The 24562-nt window shown below is 52.6% G+C and carries 22 protein-coding genes, 1 other RNA gene and 1 pseudogene; 16 read left to right on the forward strand and 8 right to left on the reverse strand.

Annotated features, from left to right (window positions below; translation table 11 throughout):
- From ssrA to ACOTX5_RS15380, 4 genes are all read left to right on the forward strand, one after another.
- Positions 1 to 364: a transfer-messenger RNA gene (ssrA, locus tag ACOTX5_RS15365) on the forward strand.
- A gap of 184 nt (positions 365 to 548) precedes the next feature.
- Positions 549 to 1739 (forward strand): integrase domain-containing protein, encoded by a 1191-nt coding sequence (locus ACOTX5_RS15370; RefSeq protein ID WP_063438870.1) that lies wholly within the window; start codon positions 549 to 551, stop codon positions 1737 to 1739.
- 241 nt (positions 1740 to 1980) lie between these two features.
- Positions 1981 to 2955, forward strand: coding sequence for a retron St85 family effector protein (locus ACOTX5_RS15375; RefSeq protein WP_063438875.1), 975 nt, complete (start codon positions 1981 to 1983; stop codon positions 2953 to 2955).
- Positions 2952 to 3899, forward strand: coding sequence for a retron St85 family RNA-directed DNA polymerase (locus ACOTX5_RS15380; RefSeq protein ID WP_063438869.1), 948 nt, complete (start codon positions 2952 to 2954; stop codon positions 3897 to 3899). The genes ACOTX5_RS15375 and ACOTX5_RS15380 overlap by 4 nt, the downstream gene beginning before the upstream one ends.
- 342 nt (positions 3900 to 4241) lie before the next feature.
- Here the strand turns inward: ACOTX5_RS15380 and ACOTX5_RS15385 are convergent, their stop codons facing one another.
- The 3 genes from ACOTX5_RS15385 to ACOTX5_RS15395 are packed head-to-tail and all read right to left on the reverse strand — an operon-like array spanning position 4242 to position 5804.
- A complete protein-coding gene (locus tag ACOTX5_RS15385) occupies positions 4242 to 4808 on the reverse strand; it encodes a phage polarity suppression protein (protein WP_063438868.1) in 567 nt (188 codons plus the stop codon).
- A 16-nt stretch (positions 4809 to 4824) separates the two neighbouring features.
- A complete protein-coding gene (locus ACOTX5_RS15390) occupies positions 4825 to 5070 on the reverse strand; it encodes an ogr/Delta-like zinc finger family protein (protein WP_048988787.1) in 246 nt (81 codons plus the stop codon).
- Entirely contained in the window at positions 5067 to 5804 is a 738-nt protein-coding gene (locus ACOTX5_RS15395; protein WP_063438867.1) for a hypothetical protein, read from the reverse strand. Before ACOTX5_RS15395 ends, ACOTX5_RS15390 begins: the two co-directional genes overlap by 4 nt.
- Before the next feature lie 539 nt (positions 5805 to 6343).
- On the opposite strand from ACOTX5_RS15395, the gene ACOTX5_RS15400 reads away from it, so the two are divergent.
- The 12 genes and pseudogenes from ACOTX5_RS15400 to ACOTX5_RS15455 all read left to right on the forward strand — a co-directional run bounded on the left by ACOTX5_RS15400 (position 6344) and on the right by ACOTX5_RS15455 (position 18546).
- Positions 6344 to 6610 carry a helix-turn-helix transcriptional regulator gene (locus ACOTX5_RS15400; RefSeq protein WP_063438866.1) on the forward strand — a complete coding sequence of 89 codons (267 nt, stop codon included), beginning with the start codon at positions 6344 to 6346 and terminating at the stop codon, positions 6608 to 6610.
- Entirely contained in the window at positions 6607 to 7158 is a 552-nt protein-coding gene (locus tag ACOTX5_RS15405) for a host cell division inhibitor Icd-like protein (protein ID WP_063438865.1), read from the forward strand. Before ACOTX5_RS15400 ends, ACOTX5_RS15405 begins: the two co-directional genes overlap by 4 nt.
- Entirely contained in the window at positions 7155 to 7382 is a 228-nt protein-coding gene (locus ACOTX5_RS15410; RefSeq protein WP_063438864.1) for a hypothetical protein, read from the forward strand. Before ACOTX5_RS15405 ends, ACOTX5_RS15410 begins: the two co-directional genes overlap by 4 nt.
- Entirely contained in the window at positions 7379 to 7699 is a 321-nt protein-coding gene (locus ACOTX5_RS15415) for a DUF5375 domain-containing protein (protein ID WP_063438863.1), read from the forward strand. The genes ACOTX5_RS15410 and ACOTX5_RS15415 overlap by 4 nt, the downstream gene beginning before the upstream one ends.
- A 14-nt stretch (positions 7700 to 7713) precedes the next feature.
- A pseudogene (locus ACOTX5_RS15420) lies at positions 7714 to 10048 on the forward strand (primase-helicase zinc-binding domain-containing protein).
- A gap of 337 nt (positions 10049 to 10385) precedes the next feature.
- Positions 10386 to 11045 (forward strand): type I restriction enzyme HsdR N-terminal domain-containing protein, encoded by a 660-nt coding sequence (locus ACOTX5_RS15425; RefSeq protein WP_063438861.1) that lies wholly within the window; start codon positions 10386 to 10388, stop codon positions 11043 to 11045.
- 638 nt (positions 11046 to 11683) lie between these two features.
- A complete protein-coding gene (rbsK, locus tag ACOTX5_RS15430) occupies positions 11684 to 12922 on the forward strand; it encodes a ribokinase (protein WP_045911561.1) in 1239 nt (412 codons plus the stop codon).
- A gap of 121 nt (positions 12923 to 13043) precedes the next feature.
- Positions 13044 to 13967: an ABC transporter permease gene (locus ACOTX5_RS15435; protein WP_223832628.1), complete on the forward strand. Its 924-nt coding sequence runs from the start codon at positions 13044 to 13046 to the stop codon at positions 13965 to 13967.
- Positions 13967 to 14866 (forward strand): carbohydrate ABC transporter permease, encoded by a 900-nt coding sequence (locus ACOTX5_RS15440; RefSeq protein WP_017692842.1) that lies wholly within the window; start codon positions 13967 to 13969, stop codon positions 14864 to 14866. Before ACOTX5_RS15435 ends, ACOTX5_RS15440 begins: the two co-directional genes overlap by 1 nt.
- A gap of 14 nt (positions 14867 to 14880) precedes the next feature.
- Positions 14881 to 16281 carry an extracellular solute-binding protein gene (locus ACOTX5_RS15445; RefSeq protein WP_045911562.1) on the forward strand — a complete coding sequence of 467 codons (1401 nt, stop codon included), beginning with the start codon at positions 14881 to 14883 and terminating at the stop codon, positions 16279 to 16281.
- Positions 16278 to 17489: an ADP-ribosylglycohydrolase family protein gene (locus ACOTX5_RS15450; protein ID WP_032104644.1), complete on the forward strand. Its 1212-nt coding sequence runs from the start codon at positions 16278 to 16280 to the stop codon at positions 17487 to 17489. Before ACOTX5_RS15445 ends, ACOTX5_RS15450 begins: the two co-directional genes overlap by 4 nt.
- Before the next feature lies 1 nt (position 17490).
- The gene (locus ACOTX5_RS15455; RefSeq protein ID WP_234101224.1) at positions 17491 to 18546 is read left to right on the forward strand and encodes an ABC transporter ATP-binding protein; all 1056 of its coding nucleotides are present in this window, start codon (positions 17491 to 17493) and stop codon (positions 18544 to 18546) included.
- A 72-nt stretch (positions 18547 to 18618) separates the two neighbouring features.
- Here the strand turns inward: ACOTX5_RS15455 and ACOTX5_RS15460 are convergent, their stop codons facing one another.
- The 5 genes from ACOTX5_RS15460 to ACOTX5_RS15480 all read right to left on the reverse strand — a co-directional run bounded on the left by ACOTX5_RS15460 (position 18619) and on the right by ACOTX5_RS15480 (position 24562).
- A complete protein-coding gene (locus ACOTX5_RS15460) occupies positions 18619 to 19926 on the reverse strand; it encodes an amidase (protein WP_045911563.1) in 1308 nt (435 codons plus the stop codon).
- A gap of 53 nt (positions 19927 to 19979) precedes the next feature.
- A complete protein-coding gene (hisD, locus tag ACOTX5_RS15465; protein WP_045906895.1) occupies positions 19980 to 21275 on the reverse strand; it encodes a histidinol dehydrogenase in 1296 nt (431 codons plus the stop codon).
- Entirely contained in the window at positions 21276 to 22418 is a 1143-nt protein-coding gene (locus ACOTX5_RS15470; RefSeq protein ID WP_015571629.1) for an ester cyclase, read from the reverse strand.
- 105 nt (positions 22419 to 22523) lie between these two features.
- A complete protein-coding gene (locus ACOTX5_RS15475) occupies positions 22524 to 23495 on the reverse strand; it encodes a nuclear transport factor 2 family protein (RefSeq protein ID WP_015571630.1) in 972 nt (323 codons plus the stop codon).
- Positions 23492 to 24562: a LacI family DNA-binding transcriptional regulator gene (locus ACOTX5_RS15480; RefSeq protein WP_003862277.1), complete on the reverse strand. Its 1071-nt coding sequence runs from the start codon at positions 24560 to 24562 to the stop codon at positions 23492 to 23494. Before ACOTX5_RS15480 ends, ACOTX5_RS15475 begins: the two co-directional genes overlap by 4 nt.

The raw sequence follows: 24562 nt of genomic DNA on the forward strand, positions 1-24562 counted from the left end.
GGGGCTGATTCTGGATTCGACGGGATTTGCGAAACCCAAGGTGCATGCCGAGGGGCGGTTTGCCTCGTTAAAAGCCGCAAAAAAATAGTCGCAAACGACGAAAACTACGCTTTAGCAGCTTAATAACCTGCTAAGAGCCCTCTCTCCCTAGCTTCCGCTCTTAAGACGGGGATCAAAGAGAGGTCAAACCCAAAAGAGATCGCGTGGAAACCCTGCCTGGGGTTGAAGCGTTAAAACTAATCAGGCTAGTTCGTTAGTGGCGTGTTTGTCCGCAGCTGGCGTGCGAATGTAAAGACAAACTAAGCATGTAGTACCGAGGATGTAGAAATTTCGGACGCGGGTTCAACTCCCGCCAGCTCCACCAAATAATGATCCGGATACGTCCGGTGAAGTACAGAAAGCCCGCACAGTACAAGCCCTGCGGGCTTTTTTGTGTCTGTCGTTGTCCGAGAACATCCGGCTAAATCCGGTGATTATTGGTATACGTTTAGGTATACGCTAGGATGTATACCTAAAAGCGTATACCAATTCATGAAGGAGCGGCCACAGTGGCACGGACAACACGCCCCCTGACCAACACCGAAGTTCTGCGCGCTAAGGCGTTAGAGAAGGATCTAACGCTGCACGATGGCGACGGGCTTTTCCTGCTAGTGAAAACTAGTGGCAAAAAGCTCTGGCGCTTTCGTTATCAACGTCCGGCAACAAAGCAGCGGACAATGATGGGGCTCGGTGCTTTCCCCGCCCTATCGCTTGCTGATGCCCGAGGATTAAGAGCGGATTACCTTGCCTTGTTAGCTAATGGCATCGACCCCCAAGTCCAAGCTGAAGTTGCAGAGGAAGAGCAGCAAATCGCTCTGGACAGTATTTTTTCGACGGTTGCCGCTAACTGGTTCCAACTCAAAAGCAAAAGCGTTACCTCTGATTACGCAAAAGACATTTGGCGCTCACTGGAGAAAGATGTATTACCTGCCATTGGTGAGATCCCCGTTCAGCAAATCAAAGCCCGAACATTGGTTGAAGCACTTGAGCCAATCAAAGCTCGTGGGGCGCTTGAGACTGTACGTCGACTAGTGCAACGCATTAACGAGATAATGATTTATGCCGTAAACACAGGTCTGATTGATGCCAACCCAGCATCAGGTATCGGAATGGCCTTTGAGAAGCCCAAAAAACAAAACATGCCAACACTACGACCAGAAGAGTTACCGAAACTCATGCGTTCTTTAGTCATGTCTAATTTATCCGTACCAACTCGCTGCCTTATTGAATGGCAACTCCTGACGCTTGTGCGCCCTTCTGAGGCTTCTGGTACTCGGTGGGTAGAGATCGATCTTGATGCCAAACTCTGGACGATTCCCGCCGAACGAATGAAGGCAAAACGGGAACATATCGTACCCCTTTCTCCTCAGGCATTAGAGATTCTGGAAGTGATGAAGCCTATAAGTAAGAATCGCGAATACGTATTCCCAAGTCGTAACGATCCAAAGCAACCAATGAATAGCCAGACTGCTAACGCCGCCTTAAAGCGGATTGGTTATGGTGGTAGGTTAGTTGCGCATGGTCTTCGCTCGATAGCCAGCACTGCATTAAATGAATCAGGCTTTAATTCTGATGTTATTGAATCAGCTCTGGCACATTGTGATAAAAACGAAGTAAGGCGCGCATACAACCGCTCCATTTATCTGCCGCAACGCACAAATCTTATGGAGTGGTGGGGGAATTTTGTACGTTCTGTTTAAACTAACTTGCTTACTTTTTAACGCTGATCTAAGCTAACTCCATCTTTACGCGAAGGTTTATGTCACTTAAACCTAGTCGGGCGATTAGCCAGACATACAGTATTGAGGACACTTAGGGTTGCGCAAAAGCACTTCTCTAACGATCCTTGATCAGGAGCGTCAGAGAAGTCTTTTGCGCATCCTCTAGGTAAAGATTTAAACAAAGCGGATTTCCGCTTTGTTTTTTTATGGAGAGATTGAATTGAGTACGGCAAAGGGTAATGAAAGCTACGAAGATACACTCATTGATGAGTTCAGTTCTCTCTCGTATTCAAATTTTTCCCTTTATTTAACACCCCATAAAATTTTTATCTGTGGTGGAGAGACAAACACAGGAAAGCTGATCCCGCAAAGTTTACGCGACAGGATAATTGCATTCTTTGAGGTTAATGAAGAACATGGCCTCTCAAAATCATTCATAATGGCCGAAACATTCAAGGATTACTTTCGAGAAAACACTTATTCAGATTTGTTTTCATTTGAGGATGATATTGCCAAACTATCCACACTTATAATCATTTGCTTAGAAAGCCCCGGTTCCCTTGTCGAATTAGGCATGTTTGCAAACATTAGCGATCATAAAAAAATACTTATTTTTGCTCCAGATGAGCATGTACAGGCTGAAGACTCATTTATTTATCTAGGCCCTTTGTCATATTTAAAACGAAAAGATAAAGAGTCAGTGCATATCTTTCCATGGCCCAGCAATACAGATATAAATTATCCAGACCTACCATTAGTAATAGATTGCATAAAAAACAGACTGAAAAATGCAAGTAAGACTACCGCTTTTAACATATCCAATCCTGCACATTTAGCATTATTAGTCTACGATATTATTCATACTTTCTATCCAATAAAAGACTATGAGATTGAATTAGCATTAATAGCACTAAATATCGAAATAGATGAAAACGTTATAAAGAGGCTGCTTTATTTACTACAATCAATGTCTATGATTGGCAAAAAGAAATATAGCAATATAACTTTTTACTACCCCTTGGAAAGTAAAAAAAGAGTTATACTTGGAAAAGATAAGCTTGGACGAATAAAAGAATATAAGGCTATGAGAATAAGAGCTGTCACATCATTTGTTCTCTCTGATGACGAGGCATCCAGAAAGAGAAAGCTGGCATTATCTGCGATTACAAAAATGCTTGAGGATGACGCTAAATGAGTATACTTGACCAGTTATCCACTACATTATTCATGGATAAAGACTCGTTGAAAAGCTTTATATCAACAGCCCCTCGCCGCTATAAGAAATATACAATACCAAAGAGAAGTGGTGATGGGGTTCGTATTATCGCTCAGCCATCTAAGCAAATTAAATCCTTGCAACGTTTTACTGCCAGCCTGCTTTCGGAACATTTGAAAGTACATTATTCGGCTCATGCCTATGTTCCGGGTAAGGGTATAAAAACCAATGCCGCCGCACACAAAAATAGTCAATACATATTAAAAATAGACTTTAAAGATTTCTTCCATTCTATTACACCTGATCTTTTCATTAAGACACTCGAAACCAATGGTGCTAATATTTCAGAAGAAGATCGATTTATAATCGCACATCTTTTATTCTGGAAACTTAGAGGTAATAGCCCTCTCAGATTGAGTATTGGAGCCCCAACGTCTCCATTAATATCTAACGCAATCATGTATTGCTTTGATGAGGAATTAACAAACTATTGCACTGAGTTAAATGTAACCTACACACGTTACGCCGATGACTTGACCTTTTCATCGTTTCACAGTCTAAGCTTAGCGACAATACAGCGCACGGTACAAACTCTATTGCTAAAACATTACAATAGAAAAATCAGAATAAACAGAGATAAAACAATTTATTGCAGCAAAGCTATGAATAGAACCATTACTGGTGTAGTACTAAATAATAGCAATGAATTATCATTAGGAAGAAAAAAGAAAAGACTGATTAGTTCTTTAGTACATAAATTTTCGTATAGTTTATTAAACCAAAAAGAAATAAATTATCTTAACGGTATATTAGGACATGCTTTTCATATAGAACCTCAATTCATTGAGCGCCTTCAATCTAAATATGGGCATGACGTCATTGATAAGATTAAGAAGTCAATAACCTATGACGACATCACTTAACTCTCTTAAAGGGGCATCAGTAGCCTTTAGATACCTTTCATAATTTCTTCATCGCATCAGCTACTTGATGCGATGACCGCATCACAAACACTCAATCCTTTAACATCCTTATTTTCTAAAAAAATATTTAAATGTAATTATCAGCGCGCAATGCTCTCCCCGCCACGCCTGCCCGCTTAAGGGACTGCTTTTAATGCAGGAGCAAAGGTGGCCTCAGGCTGCGCCGCTACTGGCGCAGGCAGGGAGTACAGGGGCGGGAAAACGCATGCAAAACCATACACCCTTTGGATGCATGGCTTAATTCGGGAAAAATGACGGGATTTACGAGGATTTTTTGACAGGCTACTGCGCGACCAGTCCGGCGCGTCGACGGGTGTAAATCATGTTCTGTGCAGGGGTGAATTTTTCACGATTATCATCCCGCGAAGGTGCGTCAGGCCTGTATCCGATGGCCGTTAAAATATCGCTATCTTGTGCCGAATAATTAATTTCATTTCCTGCGGTCAGCCAGACGGAAAGAGCTTCTCGCAGGTATGCTACTGAACGGTCAAGCGCACGGTTTTTTATCATCGTGGGCTGGTTCTTAATTCCCATCAGCTCAGGTGCCAGTGTGGCGACCAGCTCTGCGCCGTTCTGCTGCATAAAATCGTGCAGACGGTTATGGATGCTGATGCGCTGCACTTCCTCATGCGAGAAAATGTAGCGACCGGCGGCCTGATTAACCTCCCATTTTTTTACGTCAATGTGGTCGCGCAGCGACTGTAATCTGCGGGAGCCTGATGCGTTGTCATCCAGCAATAATGCCTGATATTCCTGCTCGGCAGCGGCCAGTTCGGCTCTACGGTTCAGCCATGCGGTTTTGTTCGTCTGACAGGCCTCAAACGCCTGCTGTAAGGTCAGGGTGGTCACGGGTTGTCTCTCCTGATTAATGGCGGAACGGTGAGCTGTAACAGCCTTTCACCTGACGTGGAGCTGCGGGTGCTGTCGGCACCGGCGCGGGTTTCTCATCGACGACCGGCGAACGTATCACTTCAAAGATGGACTCATGCGTTTTGAATGTCGCCGAGCAGTGCACATTCTGGCACTGCAGGTAACTCTCTTTGACGCTCTCAGACATATAGCGGCTGGTGCGGACGTGAGCCGCCGTGCGGCAGAAAGGGCAGCGCATCATGACAGTAGCCCCCGTGCTTTCAGGTCGGCTTCACGTTCCCGCATTTTTTCCTGCCAGACTTTCCGCTGAACGGGAGTGGCCGCAACGTCATGCTCCATATGCGGCAGCGTGGAGGCCGACAGCCCTGTTTTAAACAACACCGGTTCATCAGTCAGACGGATATTGCAGCCTTTCACCGCCTGCTCAAGCCGGTCTTTCACCTGCTGCATTACAACTTTTTCCGGTTCGGTATATCCCTGATGCCCGGTCGTATTAGCAAGCGGATTATTCAGAACCAGTATGTTGAGTTTCATTGCTCTGATGAGGGCACCGCAGCTTTCACGCAGGGCAGCATCGAGTTCATGCTCTGCATACTGACTGAGGACGCCGTGATGTGCGTGACGGTATGCTCTGGCCGTGCGGTCACAGGCTCCTTTGAGCCTGTCCAGCTCAAAAGACAGTACCTCGTTCATACTGTCACATTCATGCGCCAGTTCCCGCCGTGCCACGCGCGCCAGATGGCGTTGTTTCAGCTCGTCGGTAATGACAGTACCACTGGCACGAAAGGCGGCGCGCCATGCGCCGGAATCATTGCCGTTTTCCTGCTCCAGTTCCTTTTTTTGCGTTTGCACCTTGCTGATGACCGTCGTGATTTCATCCATACGGCTTGCATTGGCAAGATGCGCCGAGCGGGCAGTCTCAAGGCGTTCCATTGCAGGTTTAAGGTAGTCGGGAATAACAGCAGTCTGAGTCATGTCGGGTCTCCTCTTCGTTTCAATCTGAGGAGATTCTGCCGCGCCAGACACAACAACACGATTCATTGCCGTTGTGGCAAAAATGGCACAAACAGACCTTAAAACCCGGCTGGCCAGAGAAAGGTCTCAGGAAAACCTTACTCTCTGTTTGTTTTTTTACTCATAACTATTCACTACTGTTCACTTAATAGAAAAAGATAAGTAATACAGTAAGATAAAGGGTGAACAGTTGAGGTTGCAACTGTTCACCGACTGTTCACTACTATTCACCTTTTGGATTTTGACCGGCCTGCTTACTTAGACTTTATTTCGATTAAATAATGAAAATATATATATAAAAGTAATCAGGAATTGGTCACCGGTTTGCCAACGTTTACCAAAAAACGGCCAACGTTTGCCACTGTATAAAAATTGTTCTGTTGTGTGGTGAAGCACTACAAAATGACTTGTTGCCCTGCGTAAAAATATTCACAAAATAGAGAGCTACCCGAAGCCGGACGGACACGACCGGCACTGTATGGACTTTGTGAGGTAGCCCGATGCATACTGCTTTTTCTTCCCCGTCTTCTGCCCCAGCCTCCCGGCTGATGCCGGTCTCTGATGCTGTTCAGGAGCGCTTTATCCGCCTGCCCGAAGTGATGCATTTATGCGGCCTGTCCCGCTCCACCATTTACGACCTCATCAGCCGGGAGGCTTTCCCGAAACAAATCAGCCTCGGCGGTAAAAACGTGGCGTGGGCGCACTCTGAAATCACCGCATGGATGGCAGAGCGTATTACCGAACGCAACCGGGGCTATGACGCATGATGATACCCGTTCCGCAAAAAGCCCCTTTTTCTGGCTTGCTTCTTTTCGCCGTTTCCAGGTATAGTTTTCCCGCTGTCGCAAAATCGACAGCCGGGCGTAGGAACCCGAGTTACTTATTGGCGACACCAGACGCGCCATGCGTCTTTTTTTACGTCGTTGCTCAGGCACACCCATTTTCCGGGCTGTGGTGCTTATACCCTAGCCCCTGTCAGATAATGGTGGTCCGGGCGGGGCAGTCTTCGGGCTGGCCGGTTTCCAATAAGGCCGGTATTCCTACCCCCGTTCGGGTCACCACCCATGAGCGTAGGAACTCCGGTGGTGGCAATTACCGCTACTTATTGGAGGTTGCCCTTATGGCTACGACCCTCACCTCGTCACACCCGCAGTTTGTCTTTGTGTTTGCCGCCGTTTGTCGCGCAGACCGTAAACCCCGTATTTGTATGCTCCGCACCGTTGCCGGTGATGAGCACGCCGCACGCATTTCCCTTGTTCGTGATTACGTCCTCTCGTTTGCTGGCCGTCTGCCGGTTGCGGAGGTGTGCGCATGAGAAATACCACTATTACCGCCCGTGACCTCGAATGCCTTGAGCATATGCGAAACGTCGGCCAGCTCGTCGGCGCTCTGATGCAGGAACAGGACTGCGCGACCGTTCGTCGTGACCCGGCGCAGCAGTTACAGCTCACCTCCGTGATTTATCTCATGACCGCCCAGCTCGACGGCGTGGTCGAGCGCTGCAATCAGCGCTGGCTGACCGGTGAGGGCAACGTATGAAACAGCCATTACCTCCCGTATTACGTGCTGCACTTTATCGCCGCGCCGTGGCCTGTGCGTGGCTGACTCTGTGCGAACATCAGTGCCGCTACCCGCACCTCACCCTCGACGCACTGGAAAACGCCATTTCCGCCGAGCTGGAGGGCTTCTATCTGCGCCAGCACGGCGAGGAGAAAGGCCGTCAGATTGCCTGTGCATTACTGGAAGATTTAATGGAAGCCGGACCATTGAAAGCCGCGCCGTCACTGTCCTTTCTCGGGCTCGCGGTGATGGATGAACTTTGCGCCCGTCACATCACATCGCCTGTACTGCACTGAGGGAGAAAAAAACAATGAAAATGAACGTAACGGAAACCGTAAAAAAAGGCGTGCGGCCACTGGCCGCGTATCCTCCCGGCGCTGGGGGTAAGGGTCATTAAAAACCGCCATCAGGCCTGTCCGGTGTGCGGCGGCTCTGACCGCTTTCGCTTTGACGATAAAGAGGGGCGCGGCACGTGGTTCTGCAATCAGTGCGGCGCGGGTGACGGGCTTAAGCTGGTAGAGAAAGTGTTTGGTGTGTCGGCCTCCGAGGCCGCCGGAAAGGTGAACACCGTGACCGGCAATCTGTCGCCGGTTGCCCCGGAAGTGATCGCGGCCGCAGAGGCCGAAACCGATGCCGACCGCAAAACGGCGGCCTCGCTGGCCGTCAGACTGATGGAGAAAACCCGCCCGGCCAGCGGTAACGCCTATCTGACCCGCAAGGGCTTCCCCGCTCTGGAAAGTCTGACGCTCACAGCCATACATAAAACCGGCGGCGTGACGTTCCGCGCTGGTGATGTGGCTGTCCCGCTGTATGACGATACCGGCGCACTGGTTAACCTTCAGCTTATCAATTCTGACGGTCTCAAACGCACCCTGAAAGGCGGGGCGGTAAAAGGAGCGTGCCATACCATCGAAGGGAAAAAACAGGCCGGAAAACGCCTGTGGATAGCGGAGGGCTATGCGACCGCGCTCACCGTGCATCACCTGACCGGCGAAACCGTCATGGTGGCGCTGTCGTCCGTGAACCTCCTTTCTCTGGCAAGCCTTGCCCGTCAGAAACACCCGGCCTGTCAGATTGTGCTTGCCGCCGACCGTGACCTTAACGGCGACGGCCAGAACAAAGCCGCAGCGGCCGCAGATGCCTGTGAGGGCATTGTCGTCCTGCCGCCGGTGTTCGGTGACTGGAATGATGCGTTCGTTCAGAGAGGCGAAGAGGCGACACGGAAAGCGATTTATGACGCCATCCGGCCACCGGTTGACAGTCCTTTCTCTACCATGAGTGAGGCGGAATTTACCGCCATGAGCACCAGTGAAAAGGCAATGCGGGTGCATGAACATTACGGCGAAGCGCTGGCCGTGGACGCGAACGGCCAGCTCCTGTCCCGCTATGAGGCCGGGATATGGAAAATCATTCCACCGTCAGACTTTGCCCGCGACGTGGCCGGGTTATTTCAACGTCTGCGTGCCCCGTTCTCGTCAGGGAAAATTGCCTCAGTGGTGGAGACCCTGAAACTGATTATTCCCCAGCAGGACGCACCAGCGCGCCGTCTGATTGGTTTTCGTAACGGCGTACTTGATACCGCCACCGGCACATTCAGCCCACACCAGAAATCGCACTGGCTGCGCACGCTGTGCGACGTGGATTTTACCCCGCCGGTGGAGGGCGAAACGCTGGAGACCCACGCCCCGGATTTCTGGCGCTGGCTCGACCGCGCCGCCGGTGGCAGACAGGAAAAACGCGACGTGATTCTGGCCGCGCTGTTTATGGTGCTGGCGAATCGTTACGACTGGCAGCTCTTTCTCGAAGTGACCGGGCCGGGTGGCAGCGGGAAAAGTATTCTGGCCCAAATTGCGACCATGCTTGCCGGGGAAGATAACGCCACGTCGGCCACTATCGAAACGCTGGAATCACCGCGTGAACGTGCCGCACTGATTGGCTTCTCGCTGATCCGTCTGCCTGACCAGGAAAAATGGAGCGGTGACGGGGCAGGACTTAAGGCCATCACCGGCGGGGATGCGGTATCGGTCGACCCGAAATACAAGGATGCGTACTCCACCCATATTCCGGCGGTGATTCTGGCCGTGAACAATAACCCGATGCGCTTTACCGACCGCAGTGGCGGTGTTTCCCGTCGCCGGGTGATCCTGCATTTCCCGGAACAGATTGCCCCGGAGGAACGCGACCCGCAGCTCAAGTACAAAATCGCCCGTGAGCTGGCTGTGATTGTTCGACAGCTTATGCAGAAGTTCAGCGACCCGATGACCGCGCGCGCCCTTCTCCAGTCACAACAGAACTCCGATGAGGCACTCAGTATTAAACGCGATGCCGACCCGACATTTGATTTTTGTGGCTATCTGGAGGAGCTGCCGGAGCCTGAAGGTATGTATATCGGCAATGCTAACATCATACCGCGTCAGCCGCGCCTGTATCTGTATCATGCCTATCTGGCGTATATGGAGGCCCATGGCTACAGGAACACCCTGAGCCTCACCATGTTCGGTAAGGGGCTGCCAGCTATGCTGAAAGAGTACGGGCTAAGTTATGAGAAGCGCCGAAAAAATCAGGGCATACAAACCAATCTAACACTAAGAGAGGAAAGCAACGCCGACTGGCTGCCGAAATGTGATGACCCCATAGCGAAATAACCTGACCTGACCGGCAATCGCCGGTCTTTTTTTACCTGCAAAACGGCAAAAATGAACAGTAAAGTGTTCACTGTTCACCAACCATTCACAGCATATCACTATGAAATTAAAAACAAAAACAACGGAGTGAACAGTGTGAACAGTTTTCCTAAAAAAAAGTTTTTTCTCCAACCTAGAAATTCATCATGTCTGGCTGTGATTCAACAAGATAACCATCATGATCGCCGAGTTTGACCTTGACTTGACCTATCACTCGTTAATCAATTGAATCTCTTGCGTTTTTTAGTTACCTTATTAATTTAGCTCACTAGTTTTCACACAGCAGAGAGGGACTGTAATGGACAACAATTACCATTCAGAGGCGGAAAATAAATTCTCTGAATACTTATTATCACTAGGATATACCAAAGATTCTATATTATACGAACCAGCGTTTTTCTCCAACGATGGTAAAAACACATACAGACCAGACTTTGCAATTATAGATCCAGAAAAAAAAGAATATCTTGCCATTATTGAAATAAAGTCAGACAGATTTGCACATAGCGAAAACACTCTAAATCAATTAAAAAGATACAAACAAGCAATTGGAAATGAAAAAATCCCACTTTTCTTGGTGACCGTATCCTCCCTGCCTAATAACCCATTGCCATTTTCACTGTATTCAGTCACTGATTCGGGTGAATTAGTTAAATCTGATTTCAATCTTTTCCCAACTTTCCGAGCCCTTACCGCAGAGCAGTCAGCAGTTAGGAAAAATGATATTCGGCAGAAAAAATCTCAAACGATGGATATTTTTCAACGAGTTACTTGGTCTCTTGCTGTCGCCTTATTACTTATAGTAATTGCAGATATACGATTTAATTTTTTAACCACTGAGAGAATGGCACTATTAGGGGCTTGTGTTGCGCTCATAGTAATCCCATTTGCACAAAAATTTAAAGGGTTGGGCATTGAATGGGAAAAAGTTAAGAACCCCAATAGCGAAGAGTCGTAAAGTAAATTCTTAGTGTTGATTGCCTGCTTTTGTCATTTGTGACCAGATGGATACAAGCTGTGATGGGGTTGGAATTGTCATACCAGCATGACTGTATTTTTGTGCCTACAAAGCAGAATTGGTATACGCTTAGGTATATCCAAAATCTAAATTTAATAAAAAAAGCATTAAATACAGATAATTAACAGTCAAAATCAGACTCCGCCAGCCCAAAATTCTCCATCGGTGAATACCAGAGTCATCCGATGAAGTCCTGAAAGCCCGCACGGCGCAAGCCCTGCGGGCTTTTTTGTGTCTGTCGTTGTCCGAGCCATTCGACTTAGTCCGGCGATTATCGCTATACGTTCAGGTATTCCGGTTCATGCCGGATCAGCCACAGCCCCCCAGACCTACACCAATGTTCTGCGTGCTAAAGCGCCCGAGAAAAATCTAACGTTGCGTCATGGCCCATGCCATCGTTGAAATCCCCGCACTGCAAATCAAAGCCCACCCCCCTTCACGCAATCAACATAACCAATTGATATTAAATAGTTATCACCTCATATATTTCCGTTTTCTTTTGTTTTGTCGAACGATCTGTGAACAACACCAAAACATTAACAACAAGGAAACAATAATATAACTACAGAGGTGACCTTATGCTCAATAAAGAACGGCATTATGCAATTTTGACCTGGCTTAACAGGTACGAACGGGCGACGGTGAATCAGCTTGCGAAAGTATTTAACGTCACCAGGGAAACGATTCGCAGCGATCTGAACTTATTAGCGCAGGAAGGCGGCATTGAGCGATGCCACGGTGGGGCAATTATCAAACGCCGTATTTTTCATACCCAATCAGTCAATAATTTAGATAGCAATATCATTCATTTTTTTGACTCCGCGCAGTCAAGAAAAACGATCCAATCCCGACATAAAGGGCGAAAGATGAAAGGTAAAGTCTGTATTCTGGGTTCATTCAACGTTGATATTATTGCTAATGTCGATCGTTTCCCGCAAAGCGGAGAATCTATTTTCTCCGAAAATACCATTATTGGACCCGGCGGCAAAGGCGCCAATCAGGCGCTGGCCGTAAGCAAATGCAATGTTAAAACCCATTTTGTCGGTAAGGTGGGTAACGATCAGTTTAGTCAGATGGCCTTTGAACATCTTTCATCTTCTGCTATCGACAGCTTCACGCTTTATCAAGATAAAGATCAGAAAACCGGCACCGCGCTTATTTATGTTTGTCAAAGTGATGGTGAAAATATGATTGCCATCAGCCCTGGGGCCAATCGGTCCATTACAGCCGATGAAGTTGAAGCGATTACCCCTGAAGTGAAAAACTCAGATATTTTTTTAACCCAGCTGGAAAATAATCTACCCGCTACCTTTCGGGCCATTGAAATTGCCCGCCGTAACGGGATTAAGGTGGTTTTGAACCCTGCCCCCTGGTCATCTGATGTGGTTAGCTGCCTGAAGAACGTGGACTTTCTGACCCCAAACGAGACTGAGGCCTCATTGCTGTCCGGCATTCATATCGTGGACCTTGCCAGCGCGAAGGAAGCCGCCAGAGCCATTAAAGCGAAAGGGGTAGGTCACGTCATCATCACCATGGGAGCGAAAGGCGCGCTTATTTATGACGGTGAGCAATTTATTCATATCCCGGCGCTGAAAGCCGTATGTGTGGATACCACCGGTGCTGGCGATGCCTTCAACGGCGCATTCGCCGCCGCGATGGCGAAAGGGGAATCCATTATTCAGGCAGCAAAATTTGCCTGTGCTTTCGCCTCTTTGGCCGTCGAAAAAGAAGGCGCATCAAATATGCCTGAATATAAAGATGTCCTGACCCGCCTCGCGCAATATAACGATAAAAACATTCTCACCGAGAAAATTTAACGCACGCATATTTCTGCAAACACAGATTATATTCACGACAACCATTTCAGTAATGGGAGTATGTCCGATGAAAGCCCTGACAGAATCTAAACCCGGCGGCGCGATACCGCAGGTAAATAACATGCCTCACCAGCAAACACTATCCCGCATGGCACGTTGCCGCCAGACGTTACGCCGGTGGTGGCCGTTCTACGTGATGGCCCTGCCTGGGGTTATCTATTTTTTTATCTGGCACTATTTACCCATTTGGGAAACCAAAATTGCGTTTGAGCAGTACCGTATTATCCCGCCGAATATCTGGGTCGGAATGGAGTATTTTGCCACGCTGATGTCATCCCCTGTTTTCTGGCAAGTGATACAGAACACCGTGATTATAGGCGCAATGAAGCTGATTTTTATTTTTCCGGTTCCCATTATCGTGGCGCTCTTGCTCAATGAAGTGCGCTCGTCCGGTTACCGTAAATTTGTCCAGTCGGTGATTTATCTGCCGCACTATCTCTCCTGGGTGGTGATCGCCAGCATCGCGATTGCCACGCTCTCGCCGGTTGATGGCGCAGTTAACGACATCATTAAATCGATGGGCTACGATCCGATCCCCTTTATGACCGACAGCGGCTCTATCCGCTGGGTGCTGGTGTTTACTGAAATGTGGCGCAGCGCGGGCTGGGACTCATTACTTTACATCGCGGCGATCCTCGCCATCGATCCACAGCTGTATGAAGCGGCAGAAATGGATGGTGCCGGGCGCTGGCGCAAAATCTGGCACATCACCCTGCCCGCTATCACCCCGACTATCGCCACGCTGTTTATCCTCAACGTCGGGCTGTTCCTGAGCCAGGGTTTTGATCAGGTCTTCAACATGACCAACGACGTGGTGAACGGTCAGATAGACATCATCGACACCTACGTCTACCGCATGGGCCTGCGCACCGGGGAGTTCTCGCTGGCGACCGCCGCAGGGTTATTCAAAGGCGTGATCGGCATGATCCTTATCGTGCTGGCACATAACGTTTCAAAACGCCTGACGGGTAAAGGAGTCTGGTAATGCGCATCTCATCACGAAGCACCCCTTTTGAGCGCATCGAATACGTGCTCATTCTCTCGGTACTGATGCTGCTGGTTGTCGTGACGCTACAACCGATCCTCAACCTGGTGGCGATATCCTTCTCCAGCCCGGCAAACGTGCCCGGCATGAGCGGCCTGGAAATTATTCCGCAGGGCTTTTCGCTGGACGTCTGGAAGCTGCTGCTGACCAACGAAGCCGTGCTGCGCGGGTTTGGCAATGCGATGCTGATTACCGTGGTGGGCACCATCATCAACGTAGTTTTCACCGTGCTGCTGGCCTGGGCGCTGGCGCAAAAACGCCTGCCGGGACGCCGCTGGCTGTTTATGTTTGTCCTGTTCACCATCGTCTTTGAGCCGGGCATCATCCCCGATTTTCTGGTGATGAAAAAGCTGGGGCTACTGAACAGCTACTGGTCCGTCATCCTGTATCGCGCCGTCTTCGCCTGGTACCTGATTATTCTGGTTCGCCTGTTCGAAGAGATCCCGGAGGAGCTGCTGGAAGCCGCCGAACTCGATGGCGCGAACCCGTTCCAGACGCTGTGGTACGTCATTATGCCGGTCGCCAAATCGTCCATTGCCATGATCACGTTATTTTACATGGTGCTGCACTGGAACGAGTTTTTCCGCGCCATGGTGTACCTCAACGACCCGGACAAATGGCCGTTGCAGGTGGTGCTGCGTCAGTTTGTCGTCGAGGGCGATAAGCTGGCGATGGTAGGCGTCGAAAGCATGTCGAACTACACCGATGCCAGCCAGATCAGCATTAAGGCGCTGAAAGCCGGGATGATCACCTTAACCATCGCCCCGCTGATTGCCATCTACCCGATTATTTTGCGCTTCTTCACCAAAGGGACCATGTCCGGCGCGGTGAAGGGTTAACTGGAGCGATGACGATGAAATTATTCACAGCAATCGCCTGCGGCCTGCTGTTATGCCAGGCCGCCTGGGCCGAGCCGGTCACTATCCGGATTGTGGAAAAAGATCTGCTGACCACCAACCGCGAAGATGTCGCGCATATTCAGCGAATCGAGCAGGCGCTGGCACGCCAGGGACACGATATCCACATTGAGATCGTCAACCTGTCGTCTTCCGGCTACTCCGACGTGCTGAACGTGATGCTGCTCTCCGGCACCATCCCTGATCTGATCTATTTCAACGGCAGCGACCAGAAGATGGTCGAACAGGGCATTCTTGAAGACTGGCGTCCGTGGATTGCGCAAACCCGCTATCTGAAAGAGGCGCTGTGGCCGCACAACCGGCTTCGCCTGCAAAACCATCCGACCCTGCTGTATGTCTTTCCCCTGCGCGCGCGCCAGCCGGTGATCCGTGAGGACTGGTTACAGAAGAGCGGATTCAGCGCATCACCCAAAACGCTGGCGGAGTACGTCACGCTGTTCAATGCGATCCACGCCGGTGACTACAACGGCGACGGTAAGACGGATAGCTGGGGGATCACCTCCGAGAAAGACCTGCGCGATCTCGACGGTTTTATGAACCCGGCGTTTGGCATTCACGCCACCTGGCTCAAGGACGATCAGGGCAAGCTGATCAACGCCCAGATAAGCCCGCAGGAGCGGAGCAAGCTGGAGTTCTACCATTCGCTGTATCAGAAAGGATTGCTCTCCTCCCAGTACATCACCACCAACTGGGAGCTAAAAGAGGATGAGTTTTATACCGGCAAGGTTGGCGTGGTATCCGTCTCATCGCCGGGCAACGTCGGCGTGTACCAGGAAAAGATGCGCCAGATCCATCCTGACGCCACCCTCACCCTGCTCGACCCACCCGAAGGCCCGGCAGGTAAAGGGCTGGCGGCGACAGATGTTTCCATGGAAACGCGAGGCTTTGCCATGTCCTCGCTCTCGAAACATAAAAAGGAAGTGATGATCCTGCTCGATTTTCTGGCAAGCCCGGAAGGGCAAATGATGGAGCAGATGGGCTTCGAGAACACGCACTACGTTCGTAAGGGTAACACGATAAACGTGACGCCAAAAATTAATGCCTGGTATCCGCGGTTTATCCAGGCCTCCAACTGGAAGCCGCCGGTGGAGTGGCGGACGCCCGCGATGCTGCGCTATATCGACAATTCACAACGTTATTTTACGGCGGATAACGCCTTTATCTTCCCGGCGTCGTTTGCCGCCGCCATCGACTCAACCAGCAGTATTTATAACCAGTGGGCGTACCAGTTTGTCTCTGGCAAAGCGTCATTTGATCAGTGGGATCAGTATGTCAGCGCCTGGAAAGCCGCAGGTGGAAACGCCATGACCGAATATGCAGAGGAAAAATTAAAATGACCGTTACTCAAGCCGCTGATTTATCGTTCACGTCCCGCATTCTGGGCATGCTGTATGGCGTGGCGTTCGGTGATGCCTTAGGCGGACCGGTTGAGAAACTCTCCGCCCGGCAAATCGCGGAGAAATATGGCCGCGTCACCTCCATCCACCAGCGCTGGCACCGGATGGACGAGCCGTCCGCACGGCGCAACAACCGCGTACGCGGCAACGGTATCATCACCGACGATACGCTGATGACGCTCTGCCTGATGGAGGTTTACAGCGAGCTGGGCCGTCACGTTGATGCGTGGGATATGGGGGAGTCTTTTGTGCGGAAGATTGCCTGGGAACCGCGCTGGGTGCCGGAACTGGATCGGGAAGCGCTGGTTATTGAGCGCCTGTTTTATCCGGAAAAATGGATCTTCCATCGTCTGCAACTGGCCGCCTGCGATCCGCGCCAGGGCGGCGTGGGCAATATGGTGAACTGCGGCGCAGCCATGTATGCCGCCCCCATCGGAGCTATTAATGCCTGCAACCCTGAGGCAGCTTACCAGGAAGCCATTAATTTCACCCAGGGGCATCAGCAGAGCTATGGGCTGGAGGCCGCCGGGGTCTTCGCCGCCTGCGTTGCAGCGGCATTTATTCCTGGCATCACCATTGAGGCTATCACCAACATCGCATTGAAACTGGCTAAAGACGGCACCCACCAGGCCATCGCGGCAACGCTTGAGGTCGCGCATCGCTACCGTGGAACCGCATGGGATTATCAACAGGTCGTTGACGCCCTGCACGATGCGCTTTTGCCCTTCTCACCGATGGGTGATGACCTGATGCACGGCCCGGAAAAAGCGGGCGTCCCGACCATGGCCTACCAGCCCTCGCGCCTGATGTCGATTGAGGAACTGCCAATGGCGCTGGCCTTCTGCCTGCTGCGCGAAGGCGAGTTTCGCGGCGCGGTGGAAGACGCCATCAATTCAGGCCGTGATACCGACTCTATCGGGGTGATGAGCGGCGCGATTTTAGGCGCGCTGCACGGGGAAGCCATTGTCGAACCTGAGGTGCTGGCGGGTATTGATAGCGCCAACCACCTGGATCTGCGTACGGCCGCGCTGCGCTTCAGCGAATCAGCACAAAGCATTATCCAGCAGGATCTCGCTGCGGCGGCGCTTTACCGCCAGCACGTCATGCCATTATTGCAGCCAGGCCACACCGCCGGGCGAGGAGAGTAACATGAGCCAAATCGTTTTAAATAATCTCGGTAAATCCTACGGCAACGTCAGCATCATTAAAGGGATCTCGCTGAGCATTCACGAAGGCGAATTTATTGTGCTGGTCGGCCCGTCCGGGTGTGGGAAATCCACCCTGCTGCGCATGATTGCGGGTCTGGAAGACATCACCTCCGGTGAACTGCTGATGCACGGCGAGGTGGTCAACACTCTGCCCGCCAAAAAACGCGATATCGCCATGGTGTTCCAGAGCTATGCGCTCTATCCACACATGAAGGTGCGGGACAACATGAGTTTTGCCCTGAAGCTTGCCAGCGTCTCAAAAGCGGAACGGATGGCGCGCGTGGAAGAGGCAGCGGAAATCCTCGGCCTGACGCATCTGCTCGATCGCCTCCCGCGGGATCTTTCCGGCGGCCAGCGTCAGCGCGTGGCGATGGGACGCGCGCTGGTGCGTGACCCGAAGGCCTTTTTGTTTGATGAACCGCTCTCCAACCTGGACGCCAAACTGCGCCATAAAATGCGCGGCGAAATTCGTAAGATCCACCAGCGGATGGGGCGCACCACCATCTACGTCACGCACGATCAGACGGAGGCGATGACCATGGCGGACAGAATTGTGGTGCTGAATGCCGGACATATTGAGCAGGTCGGCACCCCGGAAGAGCTGTACCGTAACCCGGATAACCTGTTTGTCGCGGGCTTTATCGGCACGCCGGAAATTAACATCCTTAAAGGCGTGATTCAGCACGGCGAGATTGTGCTCAACAACGGCTACCGCTTCCCCTGCCCCCTCCGCTCACATATTGAAGGGATGGAGATCATCTGCGCCACCCGACCGCACTATATCCGGCTCGGCGAGTCAGGGATGCCAGCGGAAATCGTGCTGATAGAAATGACCGGGGAAGGACAGGAGATCCGGGTGCGTATCAACGATCAGGAGCTGATCGTGGTGTCCCATGAAAAGCTGGATATCAACGTGGGTCAGAAGGTCTTCCTCACCGTAGACGCGGAAAAAATGTTCTTGTTTGATGCCCAGACCGGTAAGCGCCTGCGGTCATAGAATGCTGGCTCAATCCCTCCTGTGAACGCATTAAAGCCCGCATGGTGCAAGCCCTGCGGGTTTTTTATATCTTCATTTACTGTGCAATGCCCCCTCACATGCCAGCGCCAGCGTCATCAGCATCGTCTCATCCTCCTGCGCCGATAACATCTCCATCCCTACCGGCAGCCCGATACGGCTTACGCCACAGGGCAACGTAATGGCAGGCAGGCCGCTGATGGCGGCCAGTTCCGGCGCGCAGCCTGGCGGCATCTTCGCCATACTTTCTGGTAATCGTTGTACGGTGGGATACACAAATCCGTCGATGCGCTGCACCTCCGCCACCTGGCAAAGGTTCTGCCGCAAAAGGCGCTGAAAGCGACGCCCCGCCAGCCAGAGCGGGGTTTTCAGCGTGTTACTCGCCAGCATCTGACGTAGAAACGGCGCAAACTCTGGCAGGAAAGCGCCGGAGTCCACAATGCTTGTCAGTCCGGAGGGAGCGCCAGGCTGTTTGCTAAGCCAGTCGTCAATCGCCACGCGAAATTCATACAGACTGAGGCAGGTGGCCTGCCTCACCTCTTCAAGGAAGGGGAGTGAAACCTCCACCAGCGTCGCTCCGGCACGGCGCAACGTGTGCAGCGCCGACTGCCAGACCTCCAGCTGTACCTCATCCTCTCCCTGTAACGCGGTCACCACGCCAAAGCGAACGCCTTTCAGCGAACGCACAGGAAGCGCAACCGGCAGCAGGCCATGGATCACCGCATGCAGCAAGGCGGCATCCTCAACACTATGTACCATTGGCCCAACGGTATCTTTGCTGGGCGAGAGCGGCGCCACGCCGTCCAGCTGTGAACGGCGAAAGGCAGGCCGTAGCCCCACCAGCCCGGTATAGCTACAGGGAATGCGGATAGAGCCGCCGGTATCGGTACCCAATGCGCCATCCGCCATTCCAGCCGCCACCGCCGCGGCGCATCCTCCGCTGGAACCTCCGGCGGTGAGTGTCGGGCAAAGTGGATTCGCCACATCACCCCCCAGCGAGCTACGCGAGCGCACATCGAACGCGAACTCGGACATATTGGCCCTGGCAAGAATAATCGCCCCCGCTCTGCGCAATCGCTGCACGACCCGAGCATCCGCTGTCGCGTTAAGTGAGGCCAGCGCACGGCAGCCAAGGGTGATCGGCATCGGCGCGCAGGCAATATTATCTTTGACGATCAGCGGCACGCCGTGCAGGGGGCCGATCGGCTCTCCACGCCGACGCTGCTGCTGATGCTGTTCCGCCTGAGACATGGCGTCAGGGTTAACCCCGAGGATCGCGTTGAGCGCCCGGTGCTGCTGTATGACGTCGAGACGGCGGGCAATTTCCTCCGGACAGTCGTCTGGCGGTGTCAGGCGCTTCATAGTCTCAGGCTCCCCGTGCTGAAAACCGGGCAGAAGGCTGCCCGGGATACGTTTTAGTCCCGCATGCCGGTAGTAATGGCATCAATGTCCTGCGGACGCAGACGAATTTCCGCCGCCCGTCGGTGCCCCTGCATCCCCTCGGTACGGCTCTGGCGGATCGCCGGTTCTGCGATTGCCGGGATACCCTGCTCGTCAATCCACTGATGGGTACAGATTTTGACGTATGCCCCTACCCACAGACCGCCGGTATAGCGTGCCGCCGCCATCGTCGGTAACGTATGGTTGGTGCCGCAGCATTTATCGGAGAACACCACGCTGGCGTTCTGACCAATAAACAGCGAGCCATAGTTGCGGATCTTCGCTGCCGTCGCGTGCGGATCGCGGGTATGCACCTGCAAATGCTCCGTCGCCATATGGTCAGCAAACGCAATCAGCTGCGCTTCATCTTCGCAGAGCACAATTTCACCCTGCCGGCGCCACGCCTCGCCCGCCGTGGCGGCCGTTGGCAGAGTGGCAAGCTGACGCTCAACCTCCGCCAGGGTACGCTCAGCGATATCCCGGCTGGTTGTCGCCAGCCCGACGCGGGTATGAATATCGTGCTCTGCCTGCGCCAGCATATCGGCGGCCAGAATGCGCGGATCGGCGCTGTCGTCGGCGATAGTAAAAATCTCGCTCGGCCCGGCGAGGGCATCAATGCCGACTCGACCAAACACCTGGCGTTTCGCTTCGTTAACGAAGGCGTTGCCTGGCCCAACGATTTTGTCCACCGACGGAATACTCTCCGTTCCCCAGGCCATAGCCGCAATGGCCTGCGCGCCGCCAACTTTGAAAATGCGGTGCGCGCCCGCCAGATGGCAAACTGCAATCATCGCCGGATGGGCGCCCGGGGGCAGACAGGCGATAATCTGTTCACAGCCCGCCACCGTCGCAGGAACAATCGACATCACGGGTGCGGAGAGAATCGGATACCGTCCGCCCGGCACGTAGCAGCCCACCGTCTGCACCGGGATGATCCGGTGACCGAGATGCACGCCAGGCAGCGTCTCTACCTCCAGCGGCAGCATGGTCGCCAGCTGCGCCTGCGCAAAACGACGCACCTGATTAATGGCAAACTCACTGTCGCGGCGCGTCTGGGCATCCATCCCCTCCAGTGCTTCGGCAATCTCCTGCTCGCTCACCTCAAACTGCGCCGGTACGACACGATCAAACTGCTGCGAAAAGGCTCTTAGCGCCGTATCGCCCTCGGTTTTCACGCGCTCGATAATGGCGCTGACCTTCTCCGTCAGGGAACGATCGGCCTGCGCATCCTGCCCCTGCGGACGCTTAATCCAGCTCACCTGATTTAACATTTACGCGTCCTCCATCTGGCCGAGTTTGATCTGCGCCAGCAGCGCCAGATGGTCATAAACCACCCACTCATCAACAATTTTTCCGTTGACGATGTGGTAGTGCGACATGCCCATCACGAACAGTCGTTCTCCGGTCGGCTTGCCGAGTTCGCCGTAACCCAGGTGATGTCCTTCGATAATCCAGCGTACGGCCACTTTGACGCCGCCTTCATCGCACGGGTTGGAACAAATATGCTGCGGCAGCCACGCGCCGTCAGGGATCATCCCCACCAGCGCCAGCGTCTGATGGGTTACCGCCGCGGTGCCGTACAGCTCTTTCATCAGCGGACCGTGCCACTGTACGTTAGGCGCATACACTTCTTTGATCTTGCCAAACATCCGGCGGTTGTAGATCTCATGCAGCCAGCGCAGGCACTGCTCCTCCGTATCGGTGTGCGCAATGGAAACATCGCACTCCATCTCCGGCGGATATTGCCCCAGCATGCGGCCGTTTTCGCCGATGTCCATCACGCGGAAGCCTTTATCGAACTGCTCCTTTGCCATATTAAATGCGATTTGATCGGTATTCAGGCCAAGCTGTTTCATCAGTGACATATTGTCGCTGACCACCCACTCCCGATAAATTTTATTCTCGTGGATCATGCAATCCGCCACGGTACGCGTCACAAACGTACGGTTCGTCGGTTTGCCTAAATGGCTGTGCTGGGTATGCCGCCCGCTTCCCGTCACCAGGTGAGAGGTATAAAAACCGTCAACATCATTTCCGTTCCAGATAACCTGGGTTGCCATTCCGCGCCGTTCCGGGAAGGCAATTAAGCGTTGCAGCGTATCCTGTACCACCTGTTCGCGGTTATAGAGTGTCCCCAGCGCGTTATACAGCACGCAGTTATGGGTATAGTGAGAATAAATTAAGCCAACATCGCGCTCGTCCCATATTTTATGGGTGCAGCGAACGATATAATCGACAATATCGGTATAGCAGTCATCAAAGCCGCGTAATGATTGCACGCGCGGTCTTTTTTCCGGTACCAGATCGACAAAATCACGACGCTCCACCTGTAATACAGGTTCCTCTTTCAGCGATTTCACGCTGCTTTTTTCGGGTACGGCTGGTGCTTTATTTGTTGCTTCGGTGGAAGACATATAAACTCCTGCTCTGTTTTCAGACAATAAGAACCCGCACCCGTAAGTGAGGGTGAATTAAACACGGTTATTTTTTGCAGCCGGAATAAGGGGGCTGCCGCCCCATTAATTAAATATTTGCGACCAAATCGCTAATTCATCGATCCCCAGATATTCACGGAAAATTAAACCATCACGTAATTCAAGCTGGCTGATACCGGTAATTGATATGGGTTTACGGGTCGGCGCACCAAATTTGCCGTAACCGTCATGCCAGGTTAACAACGACCAGCGCAATGAAAGTCGAATCGGCTCGTTAGGATCTTTACGCACAATCAGGTGATGAAGCTGCGTTTCGCTGTCGGCAAATGAAGCGCGATAACCGGAAAGCTGTGCGCCAATTTCCTGTTCGCCGGTGCAGAGGCAGTGCCCCGGCGCGTACAGCGTCGCCGCCGGGTGATAGAGACCGGGCACCACGCCGCTGTTACCGCCCGCCCACATCGTTAAGTAGCGCTCAACGACCCCGGCCAGCGCCCCTTCCACGTCGTCGCCCTCAGGCCCACCCGCCCAGCGGGCGTCCAGCGTCTCAGCAGACACAGATTCCAGCCCAAGCTGCTGGCGCATGGTCGCCAGGTTAAAAGCAAAGTCGCGGACATCCAGCCCCAGTTGCGCCACAATCGCGGCACGATCCTGAAGCAGCCACTCCTGGCGTACGGCACCATCAACACAGATGCGATCGGCCCAGGTGCGGACCCAGACATTTTTCCCGGTCGGCGGGCCAAAAAATCCCTCCCCCTGGTGCTGAATGCGGGCTACGGTACGCTGCGCCGCATAGTACTCGTCCCCCGGGTTCTGGCTGCACAGAATATCCTCCGTCAGCACCGCTCGCTGCGGGAAGCTGTGCATCGCCTCAAGCGTCAGGCGCATAAACTGGGAAAGCTCATGCAGCTGTTTTTCGGGGGTAGTGAAAACCACCGGCGTGGCGTAAAAATCCGCCAGCTGGCCGATATCTTTCTGCTCCCACACCACGTGCGTCAACGTCAAAATGAACTGCTGGATAGAGTCGAATTGAGGGCTGAAGCCCCGTAATCTGGTCATGTGCGCTCCTTAGACTGGAATAGCGTTAAACCATTGGTTTCGATAACGCCGCTGCGTGGGCGACGCGCCGAGTGGCGTATCACCAGCGTACCGGGCACCGTAATCTGTTCAGGCTCTATGGTTCCGCTGTCAATTTGCTTCATTAACAGTTCCACCGTGGCATCCACCATCGCGCCGACCGGCTGCGACGCCGAGGTCAACGCATAAGAGGGCCAGCCGGAAGGGCCGATGTCGTCATAGCCGACAACGGAGACCTCCTCCGGAATGCGCAAACCAAACTCATAGCGCGCCACATCCATTACCGTGACGGCCATATGATCGTTGGCGACAAAGACCGCATCCGGCGCTGGCGACGTCGAAAACAGGGTATAGGCTGCCCGGGTGGTTTGCTGAGCGTCGTAATTCCCGTGCACCACCCGGACATCGGTGATGCCATGTTCTTCCAGCGTGGAAATGAACCCGCGCTGGCGGGCGATATTGACCGGGGAATCGGCCACGCCGCCCACGTACGCAAAACGCTTGTGCTCCCCCGCCAGCAGAAACTCGGCAATCTGCCGCGCGGCCGCTTCGTTATTACTGTTGACGCTGGAGGCCATGCCACTCTCTTCGCTGCGGTTAAACAGCACTACCGGGATCCCGGCGGCAAGGCACTCCTCGGATAACTCCAGCGACAGCGTCACCGAGGCCAGCACAATGCCATCCACCCGGTACTGCATAATCTGGTCAAAAATACGGTCTACGTTACCTTCCCGATCGCCAACGAACAGCAGCAGGTGATAGTTCAGCGTATCCAGCTTTTGCGCCAGCGCCTCCAGCACCTGCGAGTAAAAGGGGTTATCAAAGTAAGAAATGACGACACCGATAATGCGCGAACGAGCCGTGTTGAGCGAACGGGCGATCGCATTCGGGCGATAGCCCAGCTCGCGCGCTGCCTTCAGCACTTTTTCACGCGTTGCCGGTGAAATGCTGGCCCCCGGCGTGAACGTTCGCGACACCGCAGATTGCGATACCCCCGCCAGCTGAGCGACCTGTTGGGATGTGACTGCTGCAAAAGTCTTACGTTTCAT

The organism is Enterobacter cloacae complex sp. IR5441, from assembly GCF_049238215.1.
Taxonomy (GTDB): domain Bacteria; phylum Pseudomonadota; class Gammaproteobacteria; order Enterobacterales; family Enterobacteriaceae; genus Enterobacter; species Enterobacter hormaechei_C.

Bases quoted from the DNA above. Each gene is read 5' to 3' on its own strand.
- ACOTX5_RS15405 (WP_063438865.1), top strand. From the start codon at position 6,607: ATGATGATACCCGTTCCGCAAAAAGCCCCTTTTTCTGGCTTGCTTCTT.
- ACOTX5_RS15480 (WP_003862277.1), bottom strand. From the start codon at position 24,562: ATGAAACGTAAGACTTTTGCAGCAGTCACATCCCAACAGGTCGCTCAG.
- ACOTX5_RS15440 (WP_017692842.1), top strand. From the start codon at position 13,967: ATGCGCATCTCATCACGAAGCACCCCTTTTGAGCGCATCGAATACGTG.
- ACOTX5_RS15450 (WP_032104644.1), top strand. From the start codon at position 16,278: ATGACCGTTACTCAAGCCGCTGATTTATCGTTCACGTCCCGCATTCTG.
- ACOTX5_RS15435 (WP_223832628.1), top strand. From the start codon at position 13,044: ATGCCTCACCAGCAAACACTATCCCGCATGGCACGTTGCCGCCAGACG.
- ACOTX5_RS15425 (WP_063438861.1), top strand. From the start codon at position 10,386: ATGGACAACAATTACCATTCAGAGGCGGAAAATAAATTCTCTGAATAC.
- ACOTX5_RS15395 (WP_063438867.1), bottom strand. From the start codon at position 5,804: ATGACTCAGACTGCTGTTATTCCCGACTACCTTAAACCTGCAATGGAA.
- hisD (WP_045906895.1), bottom strand. From the start codon at position 21,275: ATGTTAAATCAGGTGAGCTGGATTAAGCGTCCGCAGGGGCAGGATGCG.
- ACOTX5_RS15475 (WP_015571630.1), bottom strand. From the start codon at position 23,495: ATGACCAGATTACGGGGCTTCAGCCCTCAATTCGACTCTATCCAGCAG.
- ACOTX5_RS15415 (WP_063438863.1), top strand. From the start codon at position 7,379: ATGAAACAGCCATTACCTCCCGTATTACGTGCTGCACTTTATCGCCGC.
- ACOTX5_RS15390 (WP_048988787.1), bottom strand. From the start codon at position 5,070: ATGATGCGCTGCCCTTTCTGCCGCACGGCGGCTCACGTCCGCACCAGC.
- ACOTX5_RS15400 (WP_063438866.1), top strand. From the start codon at position 6,344: ATGCATACTGCTTTTTCTTCCCCGTCTTCTGCCCCAGCCTCCCGGCTG.
- rbsK (WP_045911561.1), top strand. From the start codon at position 11,684: ATGCTCAATAAAGAACGGCATTATGCAATTTTGACCTGGCTTAACAGG.
- ACOTX5_RS15455 (WP_234101224.1), top strand. From the start codon at position 17,491: ATGAGCCAAATCGTTTTAAATAATCTCGGTAAATCCTACGGCAACGTC.
- ACOTX5_RS15460 (WP_045911563.1), bottom strand. From the start codon at position 19,926: ATGAAGCGCCTGACACCGCCAGACGACTGTCCGGAGGAAATTGCCCGC.
- ACOTX5_RS15380 (WP_063438869.1), top strand. From the start codon at position 2,952: ATGAGTATACTTGACCAGTTATCCACTACATTATTCATGGATAAAGAC.
- ACOTX5_RS15445 (WP_045911562.1), top strand. From the start codon at position 14,881: ATGAAATTATTCACAGCAATCGCCTGCGGCCTGCTGTTATGCCAGGCC.
- ACOTX5_RS15410 (WP_063438864.1), top strand. From the start codon at position 7,155: ATGAGAAATACCACTATTACCGCCCGTGACCTCGAATGCCTTGAGCAT.
- ACOTX5_RS15470 (WP_015571629.1), bottom strand. From the start codon at position 22,418: ATGTCTTCCACCGAAGCAACAAATAAAGCACCAGCCGTACCCGAAAAA.